Genomic DNA, 18,957 nt, shown 5'->3' with positions numbered 1-18,957 from the left:
GGCGATGCTTCTGGAAGAGTTGCTAGATAAATAAGAGATTATGATAATAGATACCTTAAATAACGCATCAAAATATTATAGTTTGCATCCTTCCTTTGCGAAAGCATTTGAGTTTTTACACCAAAATGATTTGGCAAATCTTACTGAAGGCGTTTCAGAAACTCCAGAAGGTTTGAAGTTAATTGTCAATACTGCAAACGGAAAAACAGAAGAAGCTAGTTTAGCAAAATTTGAATGTCACGATAATAATATCGACATACAAGTTTGTGTAAAAGGATTGGAAACTTTCGGATGGAAACCAAGAGAAAAATGCGTAGCACAAAACGGAGCATACAATCCAGAGAAAGATGTTCGTTTTTTTAGCGATGCACCCGACATGTTTTTTCAATTAACAGACGGACAATTTGCCGTTTTCTTTCCAGAAGATGTGCATGCCCCAATGATTGGCGAAGGCGAAATAAAAAAAGTAGTAATTAAAGTTAAAATATAAAGTATGAGTACCATTCAAAAAGTATCAGATGCCATTGTACAACAAGGAATGCTTCCGTTGTATTTCAATGCCGATGAAACCGTAACAATAGAAGTTTTAAGAGCGATTTACAGAGCAGGAATCAAAGCGGTGGAATATACCAGTCGTGGCGAAACAGCCTTATCAAACTTTACCAAAATGGTAGAAGTAAGAAATGCTGAAATGCCTGATTTATTATTAGGTATTGGAACTATAAAAAACTTGCAACAAGCAGAAGAATATTTCGCAGTTGGTGCTGATTTTTTCATCAGTCCAGGATTTGTTCCAGAAGTGGCGGTATTTTTAAAAAGCAAAGGAATTTTGTACAGCCCGGGTTGTATGACACCAACAGAAATTATTACAGCTGAGAATGCTGGGATTCATTTCATCAAATTGTTTCCTGGGAATATGCTAGGACCCGATTTCTTAAGTGGAATTAAAGATATTTTCCCAAAATTATTGTTCATGCCAACAGGTGGTGTGGATACAACCAAAGAAAATATCGGTGGTTGGTTTAAAGCTGGAGTTTCGGCAGTTGGAATGGGAAGTAAATTAATCAGCAAACAATTAATGGCTGACAAAGATTACGCAACAATCGAATCGGAAACTAAAATTGTATTGAGTTTAATTCAAACTATAAAAAACTAAACTATGAAAACAGTAGTTATAACAGGAGCAGGAGGAGTTTTGTGTGGTACATTGGCAAAAGCATTGGCTAAACAAGGCTACCAAATAGCCCTTTTGGATTTAAAAAAAGAAGCTGCAGATGCAGTTGCAAACGAAATTAATGCAGCTGGTGGTAAAGCAATTGGTGTTGCCGCAAATGTGTTGGAAAAAGAATCATTAGAAGCAGCCAGAAAAGAAGTCAATGAAAAATTGGGAAGTTGCGATATTTTAGTTAATGGTGCCGGTGGAAATCACCCATTGGGAACCACATCAAATCCATTTCTATTAGAAGAGGACTTACAAAATACAACCGAAGGTTTCAAAACATTTTTTGATTTGGATGCCGAAGGAATAAAGTTTGTTTTCAATTTAAACTTTATCGGAACTTTATTGCCAACGCAAGTTTTTTCAAAAGACATGATAGGCAAAAAAGGCTGTAGCATTTTGAATATTTCTTCGATGAATGCCTTTACACCTTTGACAAAAATACCAGCATACAGTGGTGCAAAAGCGGCTGTATCTAACTTTACGCAATGGTTGGCAGTACACTTTTCAAAAGTAGGAATCCGTGTTAATGCCTTGGCTCCTGGATTTTTCTTAACCGATCAAAACCGTTCTTTATTGACAACTGGAAACGGTGAATTGACTGCAAGAGGAAACACCATTATAGATCAAACTCCAATGGGAAGATTTGGAGAACCGGAAGATTTAATTAGCACCACGCTTTATTTATGCGATGACGCATCCTCTTTTGTGACGGGTGTTGTTATTCCTATCGATGGAGGTTTTAGTGCGTTTAGTGGAGTTTAATAAAACTTGAATTCAATTAATAAATGCGAAAAATGTCTGGCATTATCGACGAACAATTCAAATTTGCCGCGAAACAGTATAAAGTTTTAAGCAAGAACGTACCTACTGATAAAATGCCTAAAACTTTCAATTATTCTCAAAATATGATTGAAACAAGCAGTACAAAGTGTTGGTGTAGTGGGTTTTACCCTGGTTCACTTTTGTATATATACGAATATACTAAAGACCCTGAAATTAAGTCAGAAGCCATAAATCGTTTATCAATTTTAGAGAAAGAAAAACATTATACTGGTCATCACGATTTGGGTTTTATGATGTATTGTAGTTTCGGAAACGCTTACAGACTTTTTAAAAATCCAGAATATAATGCAACTATAGATACGGCATCAATGTCTTTAATAACACGCTATCGTCCTTCTATAAAATCTATTCAAAGCTGGAATAGCGCAAGTAAATTAAAATGTCCAGTTATTATAGATAATATGATGAATTTAGAAATGCTGTGCTGGGCAAGTGATAATGGTAGTAATAAAAATATTTCATGAAAAAATTAAAATTCTTACTAATTGCTTTGGGTCTAATTTCTTTTTTGGTATTTCTGCCAAAGGCAAATGCTCAAAAGGCAAATAAAAGAAAACAAGATAAAGTCCTTATTAGCAATGGTACTCAAGACAGGGAATATTGGTATAAATTACTCTATAAAATGTCTTATCCTGTAATACACAATTTGGCAAAGGATTCGTTAAAAAAGAATATGCCTCTTGAAATTGCGCCAAAATATGGGCTTATAGCTGAAAAAGTATCTTATATGGAAGCTGTGGGTCGTACCATGGCAGGTGTTGCTCCTTGGTTAGCCCTTCCGGATGATAATACTAAAGAAGGGATTATGAGAAAACAGCTGAAAGAAGAATTGCTAAAAGGAATTTCTCATGCTTTTGACCCCAATAGTAATGATTATCTGAATTTTACTGAAGGAAATCACCAAATTGTTGATGCCGCCTTTTTTGCACACGCATTTTTAAGAGCCCCAAAAGCTCTGTGGGAACCTTTGGATTCTCTGACCAAAATTAGAGTCATAAAAGAATTTAAAAGTTTGCGCAACAGAAAAGCTGTTTATTCTAATTGGCTCCTTTTTTCTGGTATAACGGAAGCGTTTTTATTAAAAATTGGTGCAGATTACGATCCTGTAAGAATAGATTATGCATTAAAAAAAATAAATGAATGGTACGTTGGAGACGGCTGGTATAGCGATGGTCCAAAAATGAGCATGGACTATTACAATTCTTTTGTAATTCACTCTATGTTGGTAGATTTATTGGCTGTAACCGTGGAGAATAAAATATCAAATCAGAGCGAATACGATTTGGCTGTAAAGCGTATGTCCCGCTATTCTGAATATCTTGAACGAATAATTGCTCCTGATGGCACATTCCCAGCCTTTGGTCGCTCTATAACATACAGAACTGGTGTTTTTCAGGCTTTGGCGCAGACTGCTTTGATAGGAAAGCTAAACATTCAACAAGCGCAAGTTAGATGTGGACTGACTGCTGTGATGCACCGGATGTATGAAGAATGCAATAATTTTGATAAGAACGGATGGCTGATATTAGGATTTTGTGGTTCCCAGCCTCAAATTGCAGATTCTTATACTTCTACTGGTAGTCTCTATATTGCAACTTCAGCATTCCTGCCTTTAGGGTTGCCAGCGGATAACTCTTTTTGGACCGATGCACCTACAGATTGGACTTCCAAGAAAGCTTGGACTGGAAAACCAACTCCAAAAGATTATAAGGTTGATTACTAGGATTAAACGTAAATAAACTTTGAGAAGAGCTAAACCTAAATATTATAATCCGTAGATCCAAGTAGCAAATGCGAATATAAAAATCTCTAATTCTAATAATAGCTTCTCACAGAATTATCAAAAAAACTATATTAACTTATACTACGACAAAATTTAAAATAACAACGTAATGAAACTTTACACTAAATGATTAAACTTTCAAAATCTACTTCATCAATAATGTTTTGAAACTTGACATATAAGAAAACACTAAATGAGCAATATTTATTGAAATTAAACATTAACTAAAAATTCGCATTTATTATTTGAATGCACCCTTTAAAACATAAAGTTATGGAACAAACATGGAGATGGTACGGGCCAAATGACCCTGTAAAATTATCTGACGCTAGACAAGCCGGAGCAACTGGAATTGTAACTGCATTACACCATATTAAAAATGGTCAAGTGTGGGAAGTAGATGAAATAATGAAAAGAAAAAATGAAGTGGAAGCGGCAGGATTAACATTATCTGTTATAGAAAGTATTCCAGTTCACGAAGACATCAAAAAACAATCGGGTGATTATCTGAAATATATTGAAAACTACAAGCAAAGTATCAAAAACTTAGCCACTTGTGGAATAAATATTGTTTGTTATAATTTCATGCCTGTTTTAGATTGGTCAAGAACCGATTTATCTTATGAAATGCCTGATGGTTCGAAAGCCTTGCGTTTTGATATCAATGAATTTGCTGCTTTTGAATTGTTTATTTTAAAAAGACCAGGAGCAGAAACTACCTATTCAGAAGCGCAGCAAGCGAAAGCAAAAGCAACTTTTGAAAAGTTAACCGATGCCGATAAAGTAAAATTGCAACAAAACATTATTGCAGGTTTGCCAGGGGCTGAAGAGTCTTATACTGTGGAAGATTTCTTAAAAGTACTTCAAGGGTATAATGGAATTGATGCCAATAAATTAAAAGAAAATTTATATTATTTCTTACGTGAAATTATTCCTGTAGCCGAAAGTGCTGGTGTTTTAATGGCGATACATCCTGACGATCCACCTTATCCAATTTTAGGATTGCCAAGAGTAGTTTCTACAGAAGCTGATTTGATTCAATTATTAAATGCAATTGATTCGCCATCCAACGGATTTTGCATGTGTACTGGGTCTTACGGTGTTATTGCCAATAATGATTTGCCAGGAATTGTAGATCGTCATGGGGATAAAATGAATTTTATTCACTTGCGAAGTACGCAACGTGACGCCGAAGGAAATTTCTATGAAGCCAACCATTTAGAAGGCGATGTAGATATGTATGAAGTGGTAAAATCGATTTTGAAAAAACAAAAAGAAACGAAAAGAATTATCCCGATGCGTCCAGATCACGGACATCAAATGTTGGATGATTTGAACAAAAAAACAAATCCTGGATATTCAGGAATTGGTCGTTTACGAGGTCTTGCTGAATTGAGAGGTTTAGAAATGGGAATCGAACGCAGTTTATTCTAATATAAAGATGACTGAAAATATATTTATTACGGATGACTTTTTGTTACATAGTGAAGCTGCAAGAACGCTGTATCACGATTATGCAAAAGCGCAACCTATTTTTGATTACCACTGTCATTTGTCTCCAAAAGACATTGCTGAAGACCGCCAATTTGAGAATTTAGCTCAAATATGGATTGATGGGGATCATTATAAATACAGAGCCATGCGTGCCAATGGAGTGGATGAAAAATTCATTACGGGTGACGCAAGCGATTATGAAAAATTTGCTAAATGGGCAGAAACGGTTCCTTATACACTAAGAAACCCTTTGTACCATTGGACTCATTTGGAATTGAAAAATTATTTTGGCATCACTATTTTATTGGATTCAGATTCTGCGGAAGCCATTTACAACCAATGTTCTGATTTATTGAAAAAACCAGAATACAGTGTAAAAAATATACTTCGTAAAATGAATGTCTCTGTTGTGGGAACTACGGATGATCCAACGGATGATTTGCGCTACCACAAACAATTGCAGGAAGACAATTTCGAAATCAGAGTTTTGCCTTCTTTTCGTCCTGACAAAGCAACGGAAATGGAAAAAGGACAAGCATTTGTGGATTGGATTCAAAAATTAGAAAAAACAGTTGGTTATACTATTGCTGATTTTTCAAATTTAATAAAAGCACTTCAAGAACGACATGATTTTTTCCATGAAATGGGATGTCGAATTTCCGATCACGGACATGCAAATTTCTATGGAGAGGACTATACAGAAAGTGAAGTAAATATCATTTTTGCAAAAGCATTGAAAGGCGAATCGGTTTCGGTTTTGGAGATTAATAAGTACAAATCAGCCGTTTTGTTTGAATTGGCTTTGATGAATAAGAAAAAATCTTGGGCACAGCAATTTCATGTTGGAGCCATAAGAAATAATAATGCCAAAATGCTTCAAGAAATTGGTCCCGATCAGGGATTTGATTCTATTGGCGATTTGAATATGGCTGATAATATGAGCAAATTTTTCGGCAGATTGAGTCAATGCGATGGATTAACGAACACGATTGTCTATAATTTGAATCCCCGTGACAGCGAAATGTTTGCTTCTATGGCGGCTAACTTCAACGATGGAAAAGTGGCAGGCAAAATGCAATATGGCGCTGCTTGGTGGTTTTTGGACCAAAAAGATGGCATGGAAAAACAATTGGACGTACTTTCTAACTTTGGTTTATTGAGCCGATTTGTTGGCATGGTAACGGATTCTAGAAGTTTTCTTTCTTTTCCACGACATGAATATTTTAGACGTATCTTGTGCAATGTTCTTGGTGATGAAATTCAAAAAGGAGAATTGCCAAATAACATGAAACTTATCGGAACCATGGTGGAAGCTATTTGTTATAAAAATGCGGAAACTTATTTTGATATAAATAAATTATAAAAAAAACCTGAATTTAAATGGACATTTAGTTCGTTTTAATTCAAAATTGACTAAACCTAAAAACCAACTCATGAACAAAACAAATCAATCGATTGGAAATTACCGCTGGACCATCTGCGGTTTACTTTTTTTCGCAACAACTGTAAATTATTTAGACCGACAAGTGCTAAGCCTTTTGGCGCCGAGCTTATCAGAAGAATTTGGATGGACCAATAGTGATTATGCTAATATTACAGCAGTATTCCAGTTTATTTATGCTATTTCAATGCTTTTTGCGGGTAGAATAATTGACAAATTAGGAACCAAAAAAGGGTATGTTTTAGCCATTACCGTTTGGTCATTAGGTGCAATAATGCATGCGTATTCGTTACCAGTTGGAACCGCATTTTCAACGTTTATGGTTTGGATTGGAGTAGGCGCAGTGCCAATTTCAATTGCCGGTTTTATGTTGTCCCGAGCTGTTTTAGGTTTTGGAGAATCAGGGAACTTCCCTGCAGCAATAAAAGCGGTTGCAGAATATTTTCCCAAAAAAGAACGTTCGCTTGCAACAGGAATTTTTAATTCTGGTTCTAATGTTGGAGCTATCTTAGCCCCTTTAACTGTGCCTATTATTGCTGTAAATTATGGTTGGGAATTTGCCTTTATACTTGTGGGAGCAATAGGTTTTTTATGGATTATTTTTTGGTATTTTTTATACGAGATTCCTTCTAAACAAAAAAGATTATCAAAAGCAGAATTTGATTATATCCACGATGATGAAGCAGTTGTGGAAGAAACAGTAGGGGAACCGAAAGAAGATAAGGTTGCTTGGTTCAAACTATTAGGATACAAACAAACTTGGGCTTTTGTATTTGGAAAATTCATGACTGATGGTATTTGGTGGTTCTTTTTGTTTTGGTTGCCAAAATATCTTGAAGCACAATTCAATATGAAAGGAACAGATATTGTACTTCCATTAGCGGTTTTATATAGCATGACAATGGTAGGAAGTATCGGTGGCGGTTGGTTTCCAATGTATTTTATCAATAGAGGACACAATCCTTATGAAGGAAGAATGAAAGCCATGCTTGTTATTGCCTTATTCCCATTAGTGGTTTTATTAGCGCAACCTTTGGGGCATTTTACCTTTTGGATTCCAGTACTATTAATTGGGGTTGGTGCTTCAGCGCATCAGGCTTGGTCGGCTAATATTTTTACAACCGTTTCGGACATGTTTCCTAAAAAAGCAATTGGTTCCATCATTGGAATTGGTGGAATGGCTGGCGGTCTTGGAGGTGTTTTGGTATCTAAATTAGGCGGTGCTTTATTTGATTATTATGATGGTTTGGGTCACATTCAAACGGGTTATACTATCATGTTTGCAATTTGTGCTGTAGCCTATTTGATAGCCTGGTCTGTAATGAAAACGCTAGTTCCAAAATATAGTCCGATAACTGATTTGTAAGTTTATAATAATTTTTTTTAGATTTTTTTTTATTGCAGCCCCGAAGTTCTGCTTTGGGGTTGTTATTTTTTTTAAATCATATATATACTATACTAATACCATTCATTAATATAAATAGCCCTATTTGTCAGTTCGAGCGCAGTCGAGAACCATTATTACGTCTCGACTTCAATCGATATGACAAAAAATAATAGGAATATAAAGAACTAGTCAGGATATAAAAAAAACTTGAATATTAAATCCATGTCAAATTCAAATAAAAAAATAAATTTCATTAATCAAAGTGTTGTAAAGCACATTATTTTTGTTATAATTTTATTTGCTACAATTAGCCTATTTTCTCAAGAGTTACCTCAAATAATTACGGATAAAAAAATAGCTTCACAAAATTACCTGCCTGACTTTAGTTATTCTGGCTATCATTATGGAGAAATAAGAATTCCTCAAAAGTCAGAACAAATAATTAATGCCTCCGATTATGGAGTTATTGCAAATGATGATTTAGACGATTCAAAAGCCTTACTGAAAGCTATAAAAGCCACAAGTTCCTTAAATGCTGACGTGATTTTACAATTGCCAGCAGGCCGACTTATTCTAAGCGAGGTTTTATATCTTGAACGGAGTAATTTTGTACTGAGAGGTGCGGGATCTGGAAAGGAAGGTACCGAAATATTTTGCCCTCGCCCTATGATGTATTTAAAAGATCCGGAATCATTGAAAGAACTTAGAGAATATTTGGTGACTTTTGATAAAAGGCAAAGAGAAAAAGAGAATAATTTAGACCTGCCTTTTTCACAATATGCTTGGTCCGGAGGATTCATTTGGACACAAGTTCCCAATGAAAGAGTAAAATCATATATGGAAAAATATGACTCTAAATTAAATGTTTTAGCTAAGGTTTTGGCAGGAAAAAGAGGTGCAAAAACTTTTACAATTTCTGAAGCTAATGGGCTGAAAGTTGGAGATGTAGTCGAATTGCAATTATTTAATAAAGAGGGTGAAAACGGAGAATTAATCAAAACATTATATAATGGTGCAAAAGTAAAACCAGGTTCTCATCATTGGAAATTTCCAACATTGCCTGTAGTGCGACAGCAAGTGGAGATTGTAAAAATAACCAAGAACACTGTTACAATCAAAACACCTTTGTTATTGGAAATAAAAACAAATTATCAAGCACAATTAGTCGAATGGAAACATTTGTCAGAAGTGGGTATTGAGCACCTTAGTTTTACTTTTCCAAATACGCCCAGAGTGGCTCATCACGTTGAACAAGGCTATAATGCACTTTTTTTAACTAGAATTTTTAACAGTTGGGTTCGTGATGTAGTGATACATAATGCGGAGAGTGGCATTTTAACCGAAGAAATTGCAAATGTAACTATCGAGGATATTGTTACTGATGGTGATAATATTGCCCATTATACGGTTGCAATGGGAGGTGTTCATAATGTACTAGTCAAAAATCTTAAAGTTTATAATAATGCAGTACATCCTTTAAGTTTCAATACTTTTTCTTCAAAAGATGTGTACCAAAATTGTGAAATTTTTACCAATCCTTATTTAGATCAACACGCTGGTGCTAATCATCAAAATTTATTCGACAATATAAAAGTTCATTTTACTCCAAAGGCAGATAATAGTTATCCGTTATTTTTAGCAGGCGGAGCTGATTATTGGAGGCCGTCTCACGGAGCTTTTACTACTTTTTGGAATATTAATGTAAACGTTATGGGAAAACTTGACACTTCAAAACCAATTGTCCTGAATGGTATGGATGATGGACCATTTGCCAGAATAATTGGCGTACATGGAAATCAAGATTTCAAAATTGAATATGGGCCGGATGCTTATATTGAATTTTTAAACAAATCCATTTCCACAACTCCTTCATTATATGAGTATCAATTAAAAAAAAGATTGGAATAATTTGATGCCGGAAAGAATTAATTACTGAGAAGATATTTAATTCTTAAATAATTGTGATTACTTTTAAGGTTGAAATTGGGATAAATTATATGATATGTAAAGCATTGAATTAATTATCTTTATTGATGATAAAACATAATATGAAAACTAAACTTTTTTTCCTTTCTTTTTTATTTATGGTCTTTGGGGGTTTCTCCCAAACCAATAAATATAGATTGAATAATATATCGACTGTAGATGGACTTTCTCAAAGTACCGTTATTGCCATACATCAAGATGCCGTTGGTCAAATGTGGTTTGGTACAAGAGACGGTCTTAATAAATATGATGGAAATAAATTCACCATATTCCGAAATAATCCAAAAGATTCCACCTCAATTAGCAACAATGATATTCTATCCATAGAAGAAGATAAATCGAGAAATTTGTGGATTGGAACCTATAATGGACTTAATTGTTACAATCCGATTACGAATACCTTTAAGCAATATTTTCACGCCAACAATGATAAATCCTTATGTAATAATACCATTTGGGATATCAAGGAAATAAAGAATGAAATTTGGATTGGTACTTCTGGCGGATTAAGTATTTATAATAAAACAACAAAAAAGTTCACCTCACTATTTCATTCCAGTCTCAATCGCTTGAGCATACCCAATAATTTTGTATTAAGCATTATAGAAACCAAAAGCGGGGCTATTTGGATAGGTACAGCAAAAGGTTTGTGTAAATTAATAAGCCGGAAAAACGGAATTTTTTCATTTCAACAGATTAATTCTCTAGAAAACAAAGAAGGCCTATTTGTACAAAAAATCAAAGAAGATGCTGCAGGTAATCTTTGGATTGGGACAAAAACGACTGGGATTTATAAATTCGAAGCTTCCTCTAAAAAACTAATTTCACTTCTGGAAAACGGGATGCAAAACGGCATTGATGTCGATGTTAGAGCTATAGATATCGACACTAACGGCTCTTTGTGGATAGGAACTTATAGCGGTATTAGTGTGCTGCAAAAGAATGGAACTATCCAGAAAATTGTTAATAATGCGGATAAAAAAACCAGTATAAATAAAATAAAATCTGTTTATACGGACAAAAAAGGATCCGTTTGGATAGGCACTTATTATAATGGAGTTCACATTTGGGATGTTTCCAACATCAATTTTTCAAGTTTGAATCAAAGCTCAGGGAAGCAAGCCCTGAGTTTTGATGTCATCAGTTCAATAGTTGCCGATAAATACAAAAATATTTATTTTGGCACAGAAGGAGGCGGAATCACGATTCTCGATAATAAAACGGAAACAACTCGTTTTCTTTCCGCAAGTAAAAGCAGTGAGTTATCCGGCAACAGTATTAAATCAATGTATCTTTCAGAAAAGGGAATCTTGTGGATTGGAACATTTTCAGATGGTTTGTCAGCTTATGATGTCAACTCTAAACAATTCATCAACCAAACTATTTCAACAGATTTAAGAAATTTGATTAAGGAAACAGGTGTCTATGTTATCAAAAAAGGTAGAATTAAAGATATTCTTTGGCTGGGAACATTCGGGAAAGGATTGATACGGTATGACACTTCAAATAATACCTATCAAATTATTGGGAATGACAATTACTCCGATAATTTTTTATCGAATAATAGAATTAGAACACTCCTAATTGATAAAAAAGACAACATTTGGATTGGAACTCAAAGCGGTCTTAATACTATCAATTTAGATGATTTTGACAATAAAAATTACAGAATTAGGCATTTTTTCTTCGATAATAAAGTGCTTTCAGGGGATGATATTCTTACTGTTTTTCAAGATAAAAAGGATAGAATATGGGTTGGAACCAAGGCTAAAGGCCTTTATTTTTTTACTGGAAAAATCTTTAAAAAACTCAATCTAAGTATAGGAAATTCAGACATAACATCTATTCATTCTATTTCAGAAGATAATAAAAACAATTTATGGCTTAGTTCTAATTATGGAATTATCAAATACAATCCTTCTAGAAATACGATGATTATTTATAATCAAAAAGATGGCTTAATTAGCAATGAGTTTAACGATAATGCTAACTTGGTTTTGGATTCCCATAAATTTTATTTAGGTGGGCCTCTGGGTATTACTTATTTTGATTCAGATCGTATTGCCGTAAATGCATATTCTCCCCAGGTATTACTCACCGATTTCAAGGTTAAAAACAAGTCAGTATATGTAAATGATGAACAAGGTATTTTGGAAAAAAGCATTACCTATACAAAATCCTTGACATTAAGTTACGATAAGGCAAATATCTCTATCAATTTTTCCATACCTAATTTTATCAATTCAACAGATAATCAATATGCGTATCGATTAGTGGGGCTGGATAACAATTGGACAAACACAGTAAATACAGAAGCTGTCTATACAATTCAAAGGCCAGGAACCTATACATTTGAAGTGAAAGGAGTAAATAACGATGGTGTTTGGAACAAAATCCCAACCTCATTGGAAATCATTGTCAAACCAGCTCCATGGCTAAGTGGATGGGCATTTTTTCTTTATTTTATAATTATAGTTGCTAGTTTATACGGGTTAATTTGGATAATACAATCGAAAGAGAATCTAAAAAAGGAGTTGGAATTAGAATACTTGGAAGCAGAAATTGACAAAGAGAATACTGTAGCCAAAATACAGTTTTTTACTAATATTTCACATGAATTCAGGACGCCTTTGACACTAATTCTCGGTCCATTAAAGCAGATTCTTTCTAATTATAATGGGACTAATGCTATGTATAAAAAACTGTTAATAGTTGAGAGTAGTGCTAATCACCTCTTAAGTCTAATAAACAGATTGATGGATTTTAGAAAATTTGAAAACAACCAATTCATTTTGGAGTCAGCAGAAGGAAATATCGTAAAATTTTTGAAAGAAATATTTTTATCATTTACTGAGTTTGCCAAAGATGGAGATTACACATATGAATTCAATACCACCGATGAAGAAATTTTGGTGTATTATGATCGTTATAAATTAGAACGTATTTTTTATAATTTAATTTCTAATGCATTTAGGTACACACCTGTTGGCGGAGTTATCTGTATAAATGTAAAAAAAGCAGATACGGAAATAATTATGGAAGTAGAAGACACTGGAGTAGGAGTTTCCGAAGAAAATAAAGATAAAATTTTTGATTTATTTTTCGAAATACCATTGCATAATAATGTAGAAATAAATTATAATAAGGGAACGGGAATAGGTTTGTCAATCGTAAAAAGTATTGTCGACCTTCATAAGGGAACAATAACTGTAGATAATAAAAGTACAAATGGAGCTGTTTTTATTGTAAAGTTACCTCTTGGCAAAGAGCATCTTTCTGAAAATGAAATTATAAAAGATTTTAAGATTAGTGATGATTTAACACTATATACCTCCCAATTGAGTTTGAGCGAAATTAAAGAGGATGAAGATATCAATGATTTTAATGTTACAAAAGATAAACCGACCATTCTAATTGTAGAAGATCATAAAGTATTACGATCTTTTATAAAGAATCTACTTAAAGATACCTATAATGTAATTGCTGCCGAGAATGGAGCAAAAGGATTGAAGAAAGCCCTGAAGTACGTTCCGGATTTGATAGTAAGTGATGTAATTATGCCTGAAATGGTTGGCACTGAGTTGTGTGCTAAGATTAAAGAAAATATTAAAACAAGCCATATCCCTGTGATATTGCTTACATCAAGATCTTCATTGGTTTATAAAATAGAAGGATTGGAGAGTGGTGCCGACGATTATATCAGTAAACCTTTTGATTTAGTTGAATTTAAATTGAAAATCAAGAATTTATTGGATTCGGCCCAACGATTAAAAACAAAATTCTCCAGCGACGATAATTTTTTAGCTAGTGAAATCACCTTTTCTTCTTTAGATGAGGAGTTGCTTAAAAAGGCATTTAAAATAGTCGAAGAAAATATTGCCAATGAACAATTTGATATCCAGTGTTTTAGCTCCGAACTTGGAGTAAGCAGAACGATGTTGTTTACCAAAGTAAAAGCTTGGACAAATTTCACCCCTAATGAATTTATTCATGAAATCAGAATGAAACGAGCAGCCAATCTTTTAGAACAAAGTAATATGAATGTCTCTCAAATTAGTTATAAAGTAGGATTCAATAATCCAAAGTATTTTAGCAAATGCTTTCAAAAGAAATACGGTGAAACTCCTTCACAATACATGAATCGATTATCGGGTGGTACTGAAAATTAGCTAAAACATCCAAATTTATCTCAATTTGGATAATTGAATACCCATTTTTGGATTTTTGAATCACAATTTCATTTTAAGTTTGTGAGATGAAACATAAAAAATTAAAATTGCATACGGTTCAATATTTATTAATGGCATTGATCATTTCGATAAGCTTATTGTTGATTTATTTGATCTAAACGTTAAAGTAATTTTATTGTGCTAATTCCAAATTTACTAAAAAAAATATTTTTTGATATGACAAAATATTCTAATATATTATTTACTTTTGTATTAATTTTATTCAATTCCAATTGCCAAGCGCAGAACAATGTTTATAATGCAACTGCGAACAAAGAGCTCAACAATCGCTTTGTCATGCTACTTGAAACCCCAATAGATTCAGTAGGGTTTCCCCGAAGTATGTCAGTAAAAACAGGTGTAATAAAAAAAGTGCCTTCTAAAGATTGGACCAGTGGTTTTTATGTGGGTAATCTTTGGCAATTATATACGCTAACTAATGATTCCAAATATAAAGAAAGTGCCGAAAAATGGATTCCTTTCCTTGAAATAGAAAAATTCAATGGGGGAACTCACGATATGGGTTTTAAAATTTATTGTAGTTTTGGAAAAGGATATGAAATCAACCATTCAGAAGAGTACAAAAAAGTAATTATTAAAAGTGCTAATACACTATGTACAAGATTCAATAAAAAAATTGGGTCCATTAAATCTTGGGATAACAGAGATAAATGGGATTTCCCGGTGATAATTGACAATATGATGAATCTTGAATTGCTTTTTGAAACTTCAAAACTAACTGGAGATGATTCCTATAGAAAAATTGCCATTCAACACGCTAACACCACTTTGAAAAATCATTTTAGAAAAGACAACAGTTGCTATCACGTTGTTGGCTACGATACCATTACTGGCAAAGTCAAAAGTAAAAACACGCATCAGGGCTATAGTGATGATTCTTCTTGGGCTAGAGGACAATCATGGGCAGTATATGGCTTTACGATGAGCTATCGCTACACAAAGGATAAAGCATACCTTAAACAAGCCGAGGCTACTGCTCAGTTTTTTATCAATCATAAAAATATGCCTGAGGATGGAATTCCTTATTGGGATTTTAATGCTCCAACTATTCCAAATACTACAAGAGATGCTTCTGCAGCTGCTATAATGGCATCTGCTCTTCTTGAACTTTATGGCTTTACAAAAAAATTAGACTATTTAAATTATTCCAATAAAGTAATACGTTCGCTTAGTTCTGATAAATATGTTTTAAATGAATCGGTAAGTGGTCCTTTTATTTTAGACCGTACTACTGGGGATTGGTCTAAAAAAGCCGAATTAGATGAGCCAATTATTTATGCAGATTATTATTTTTTAGAATCAATTATTAGAAAACAATCCCTTTAAATTTATGAAATTCAAAATTTCCACTCTTCCGACTGTTCTTGCTTTAATTTTATTATTTGGTTTTAACGCAATGTACGCTCAAAAATCAGAAAGCGTAGTTCGAACTAAAACCAACATTGATTTGGGTTGGAATTACCTAGAAAACGATACTAAAAACATATCGGAAGTAAAAAACGCAGCGAATTGGGTTACCCTAAATTTACCTCATTCTTGGAACAGTTTGGATGCAACTGATAATGATCCGGGCTACAGAAGAAGTGCCAGTTGGTATAAAAAAAACCTTGTTATTTCAAATATTGATTCGAATAAACTATATAAATTATATTTTGAAGGTTCCAATATTACTACTAAAGTATATGTAAACGGCAAAGAAGTTGGCGAACATATTGGGGGTTACATCGGATTTACTTTTGATATTTCTAAATTTATTAATGAAGGAAACAACGAAGTTCTAGTTCGTGTTGACAATAGTTATAATATTGAAATAATTCCTTCTCAAAAAAGTGATTTCACTATTTATGGGGGAATTACTAGAGATGTTTGGTTGCTTTCTATGGCAAAAAACAATATTGATAACATTAAAATAAATACTCCTAAAGTTTCGGAGAAATCCGCTTCATTGAATGTAATTGCCACCGTAAAAAATATTCAAAATCCAAATGTTTTCAGTTATTTAGCCCAACTTTCTAATCCAAAAGGAAAAGTAGTTGCAACTAAAAAAGGAAATTTAACAGGGGAAGAAACTACAATTGCCTTCAACGAGCTTAAAAATCCTGATTTATGGGATGTTAACAAACCAAATTTATATTCTGTATCTGTTTCATTATTAGAAAATGGAATCGAAAAGGATAAAATTGAAGATAAAGTAGGTTTTAGATGGTTCGAATTTAAAGATAACGGTCCATTTTTCCTAAACGGTAAACGAGTTTTAATTCGCGGAACGCACCGTCATGAAGAACATGCAGGAGTTGGAGCAGCGATGTCAAACGAGCAACATCGCAGCGACATGGAATCCATAAAAGAAATGGGTGCAAATTTTGTCCGATTGGCGCATTATCCGCAAGATCCAGAAATCTATAAAGCCTGCGATGAATTGGGTTTATTAGTTTGGGACGAATTACCATGGTGTCGTGGTGGTGTTGGAAATGAAGTTTGGCAAACCAATGCAAAAAATATGCTTGGTGAAATAATCAATCAAAATTACAATCATCCCTCCATTATTCTGTGGTCTATGGGGAATGAAATGGGTTGGTTGCCTGATTTTGAAGACGGTGATAATACAGTAAAAATGAATGTTTTTTTAACAGAGCTTAATGATATCTCTCATAAATTAGACCCAAGTCGAAAAACGGCTATTCGTAAATATGAAGAAGGAGCAAATATTGTAGATGTTTTTTCTCCTTCCATTTGGTCGGGTTGGTATTCTGGAAGTTATAAAAGTTATAAAAAAGCAATCGATAAATACAAATTGGATTATAAACATTTTATTCATGCAGAATATGGTGGTGACAGTCAAGTAGGTCGCCATTCAGAAAATCCAATTACTGGCGAAGGTCAGATAAAATCGGAGGGTTGGGAAGAAGCAATCGTTCAAACTAAAGTCGCTAATATTGCTCAAATTGGGGATTGGAGCGAAAATTATATTGTTGATTTATTTGATTGGCATTTGCACATTTCTGAAAACGATCCAACATTTGTAGGGAATATGCAATGGGCATTTAAAGACTTTGCAACGCCTTTACGTCCTGAAGATGATATTCCATATATGAATCAAAAAGGATTGGTTGACAGAAATGGAAATCCTAAAGATGCCTATTATGTATTCAAAAGTTATTGGAGCGACAAACCCTTTACATATATCGAATCTCATACTTGGACAGAACGACAAGGACCAAAAAACACGCCTCGAATTTTGAATGTTTACAGCAATTGTCCAAAAGTGGAGTTTTTCCAAAATGGTGTTTCTTTAGGTATAAAAACTCGTGATATTACTGCTTTTCCTGCTTGTGGTTTAACATGGGATGTGAATTTTGCAGATGGAAAAAATACTTTTATTGCTGTTGGAATTTCAAATGATGGAAAAAAAGTATCCGATACAATTGATGTTAATTATCGTTATGTTAAAAATGGGCCAGCAGATGGATTGGTTTTATCATCAGAAAAAATGAAAAACGGAAATTATCTGGTAACTGCAATTGCAATCGATAAAAATAAGTTGCGTTGTTTGGATTATGAAGATCGTGTCTATTTTCAATGCTTATCTGGTGGCGAAACTCTAAAAAACCAAGGAACACCAACAGGAAGTGAATCTATTAAGATGTCTAACGGAAAAGCAGCTATTGAAGTTATTCCAAATTCAATAGGGGATTCGATAGAAATGAACATTCTAAATCAAAATTTTAAAGGAGAGTATTTAAAGTTTAAAAAACAATAAATAAGTTTTGACCCTTTCCTAATGAACAAAATAAAATTAAAAGTTGTTGTATTACTTCTCGGGACTACACTTACTGGTTGTTCTGTTAGCAAAACTCCTTTTAATTTAAATGAAATTGAAGGAAGTCGTGTGCTTAAAAATGCAGATGCTTATTTTAATGAGCTTCCTCAAACCGTTACAGCTTCCTTTTGTGACAGAAGTACTGGAACAAATCACGATTTTTATTCGGAAGGCGATTATTGGTGGCCTGACGAAAAAAATCCAAACGGCCCTTATATTAGAAAAGACGGACTCACTAATCCATCTAATTTTACTGCGCACAGAGAAGCATTGATTCGGTTTAGCCAAATATCAGGAGCTTTAGGTTCTGCCTATATTTTGACAAATGACCAGAAATATGCTGATCAATTAGCGATTCATCTTCAAGCTTGGTTTATCAATGACAATACAAAAATGAATCCCAATTTATTGTATGCACAAGCTGTAAAAGGAGTGGCAACAGGTCGAGGAATTGGAATTATCGATACTATTCATTTAATCGAAGTGGCCAAAGCGATTCAGGCAATCCAAGATTCAAACGCACTTTCACAATCAGATTTAAAAGCCATTAAACTATGGTTTTCATCGTATTTAAATTGGTTAACTACCCACGAATATGGCATTGCAGAACGTGATAACGGCAACAATCACAGTGTTTGTTGGACGATGCAAGTGGCTGCTTTTTCCGATTTAATTCAAGATACTAAAACGATGGATTTTTGTAGAAATTTCTATAAAACAACACTTTTGCC

Annotated in this window: 13 protein-coding genes; all 13 read left to right on the top strand. The window is 33.8% G+C overall.

Annotation, left to right across the window (positions count from 1 at the left end):
• Nucleotides 1-40: 40 nt before the first annotated feature.
• Nucleotides 41-490: a YhcH/YjgK/YiaL family protein gene (locus tag ACKVOD_RS10340; protein WP_409209392.1), complete on the top strand. Its 450-nt coding sequence runs from the start codon at nucleotides 41-43 to the stop codon at nucleotides 488-490.
• A 3-nt stretch (nucleotides 491-493) separates the two neighbouring features.
• Nucleotides 494-1,156, top strand: a complete 663-nt coding sequence (locus tag ACKVOD_RS10335) for a bifunctional 4-hydroxy-2-oxoglutarate aldolase/2-dehydro-3-deoxy-phosphogluconate aldolase (protein WP_409209391.1) — start codon at nucleotides 494-496, stop codon at nucleotides 1,154-1,156.
• A gap of 3 nt (nucleotides 1,157-1,159) precedes the next feature.
• Nucleotides 1,160-1,984 (top strand): SDR family oxidoreductase, encoded by an 825-nt coding sequence (locus ACKVOD_RS10330; RefSeq protein WP_409209390.1) that lies wholly within the window; start codon nucleotides 1,160-1,162, stop codon nucleotides 1,982-1,984.
• Between the two features lie 32 nt (nucleotides 1,985-2,016).
• On the top strand, nucleotides 2,017-2,529 hold the full coding sequence (locus ACKVOD_RS10325) for a hypothetical protein (RefSeq protein WP_409209389.1): 513 nt from the start codon (nucleotides 2,017-2,019) through the stop codon (nucleotides 2,527-2,529).
• Nucleotides 2,526-3,788 (top strand): DUF2264 domain-containing protein, encoded by a 1,263-nt coding sequence (locus tag ACKVOD_RS10320; RefSeq protein WP_409209388.1) that lies wholly within the window; start codon nucleotides 2,526-2,528, stop codon nucleotides 3,786-3,788. The genes ACKVOD_RS10325 and ACKVOD_RS10320 overlap by 4 nt, the downstream gene beginning before the upstream one ends.
• Before the next feature lie 333 nt (nucleotides 3,789-4,121).
• Nucleotides 4,122-5,282, top strand: a complete 1,161-nt coding sequence (uxuA, locus tag ACKVOD_RS10315; protein ID WP_409209387.1) for a mannonate dehydratase — start codon at nucleotides 4,122-4,124, stop codon at nucleotides 5,280-5,282.
• Nucleotides 5,283-5,289: 7 nt separating this feature from the next.
• Complete coding sequence (gene uxaC / locus ACKVOD_RS10310) at nucleotides 5,290-6,705, top strand: glucuronate isomerase (RefSeq protein WP_409209386.1); 1,416 nt, start codon at nucleotides 5,290-5,292, stop codon at nucleotides 6,703-6,705.
• A gap of 70 nt (nucleotides 6,706-6,775) precedes the next feature.
• On the top strand, nucleotides 6,776-8,149 hold the full coding sequence (locus ACKVOD_RS10305) for an MFS transporter (RefSeq protein ID WP_409209385.1): 1,374 nt from the start codon (nucleotides 6,776-6,778) through the stop codon (nucleotides 8,147-8,149).
• Between the two features lie 243 nt (nucleotides 8,150-8,392).
• Complete coding sequence (locus tag ACKVOD_RS10300; RefSeq protein ID WP_409209384.1) at nucleotides 8,393-10,078, top strand: hypothetical protein; 1,686 nt, start codon at nucleotides 8,393-8,395, stop codon at nucleotides 10,076-10,078.
• A gap of 140 nt (nucleotides 10,079-10,218) precedes the next feature.
• Nucleotides 10,219-14,325, top strand: a complete 4,107-nt coding sequence (locus ACKVOD_RS10295; protein ID WP_409209383.1) for a two-component regulator propeller domain-containing protein — start codon at nucleotides 10,219-10,221, stop codon at nucleotides 14,323-14,325.
• A gap of 237 nt (nucleotides 14,326-14,562) precedes the next feature.
• Nucleotides 14,563-15,732, top strand: a complete 1,170-nt coding sequence (locus ACKVOD_RS10290; RefSeq protein ID WP_409209382.1) for a glycoside hydrolase family 88 protein — start codon at nucleotides 14,563-14,565, stop codon at nucleotides 15,730-15,732.
• 4 nt (nucleotides 15,733-15,736) lie between these two features.
• Nucleotides 15,737-18,166 (top strand): glycoside hydrolase family 2 protein, encoded by a 2,430-nt coding sequence (locus tag ACKVOD_RS10285; protein WP_409209381.1) that lies wholly within the window; start codon nucleotides 15,737-15,739, stop codon nucleotides 18,164-18,166.
• Nucleotides 18,167-18,187: 21 nt separating this feature from the next.
• Nucleotides 18,188-18,957, top strand: a 770-nt coding sequence (locus ACKVOD_RS10280) for an alginate lyase family protein (protein WP_409209380.1), incomplete at its 3' end; no start/stop codon positions are given.

Origin of the sequence: Flavobacterium sp. (genome assembly GCF_046155325.1) — a bacterium.
In the GTDB taxonomy this organism is placed as follows: Bacteria; Bacteroidota; Bacteroidia; order Flavobacteriales; family Flavobacteriaceae; genus Flavobacterium.
Note: the sequence above shows the minus strand (reverse complement) of the source record. Positions and strands in the feature narration are given on the sequence as shown.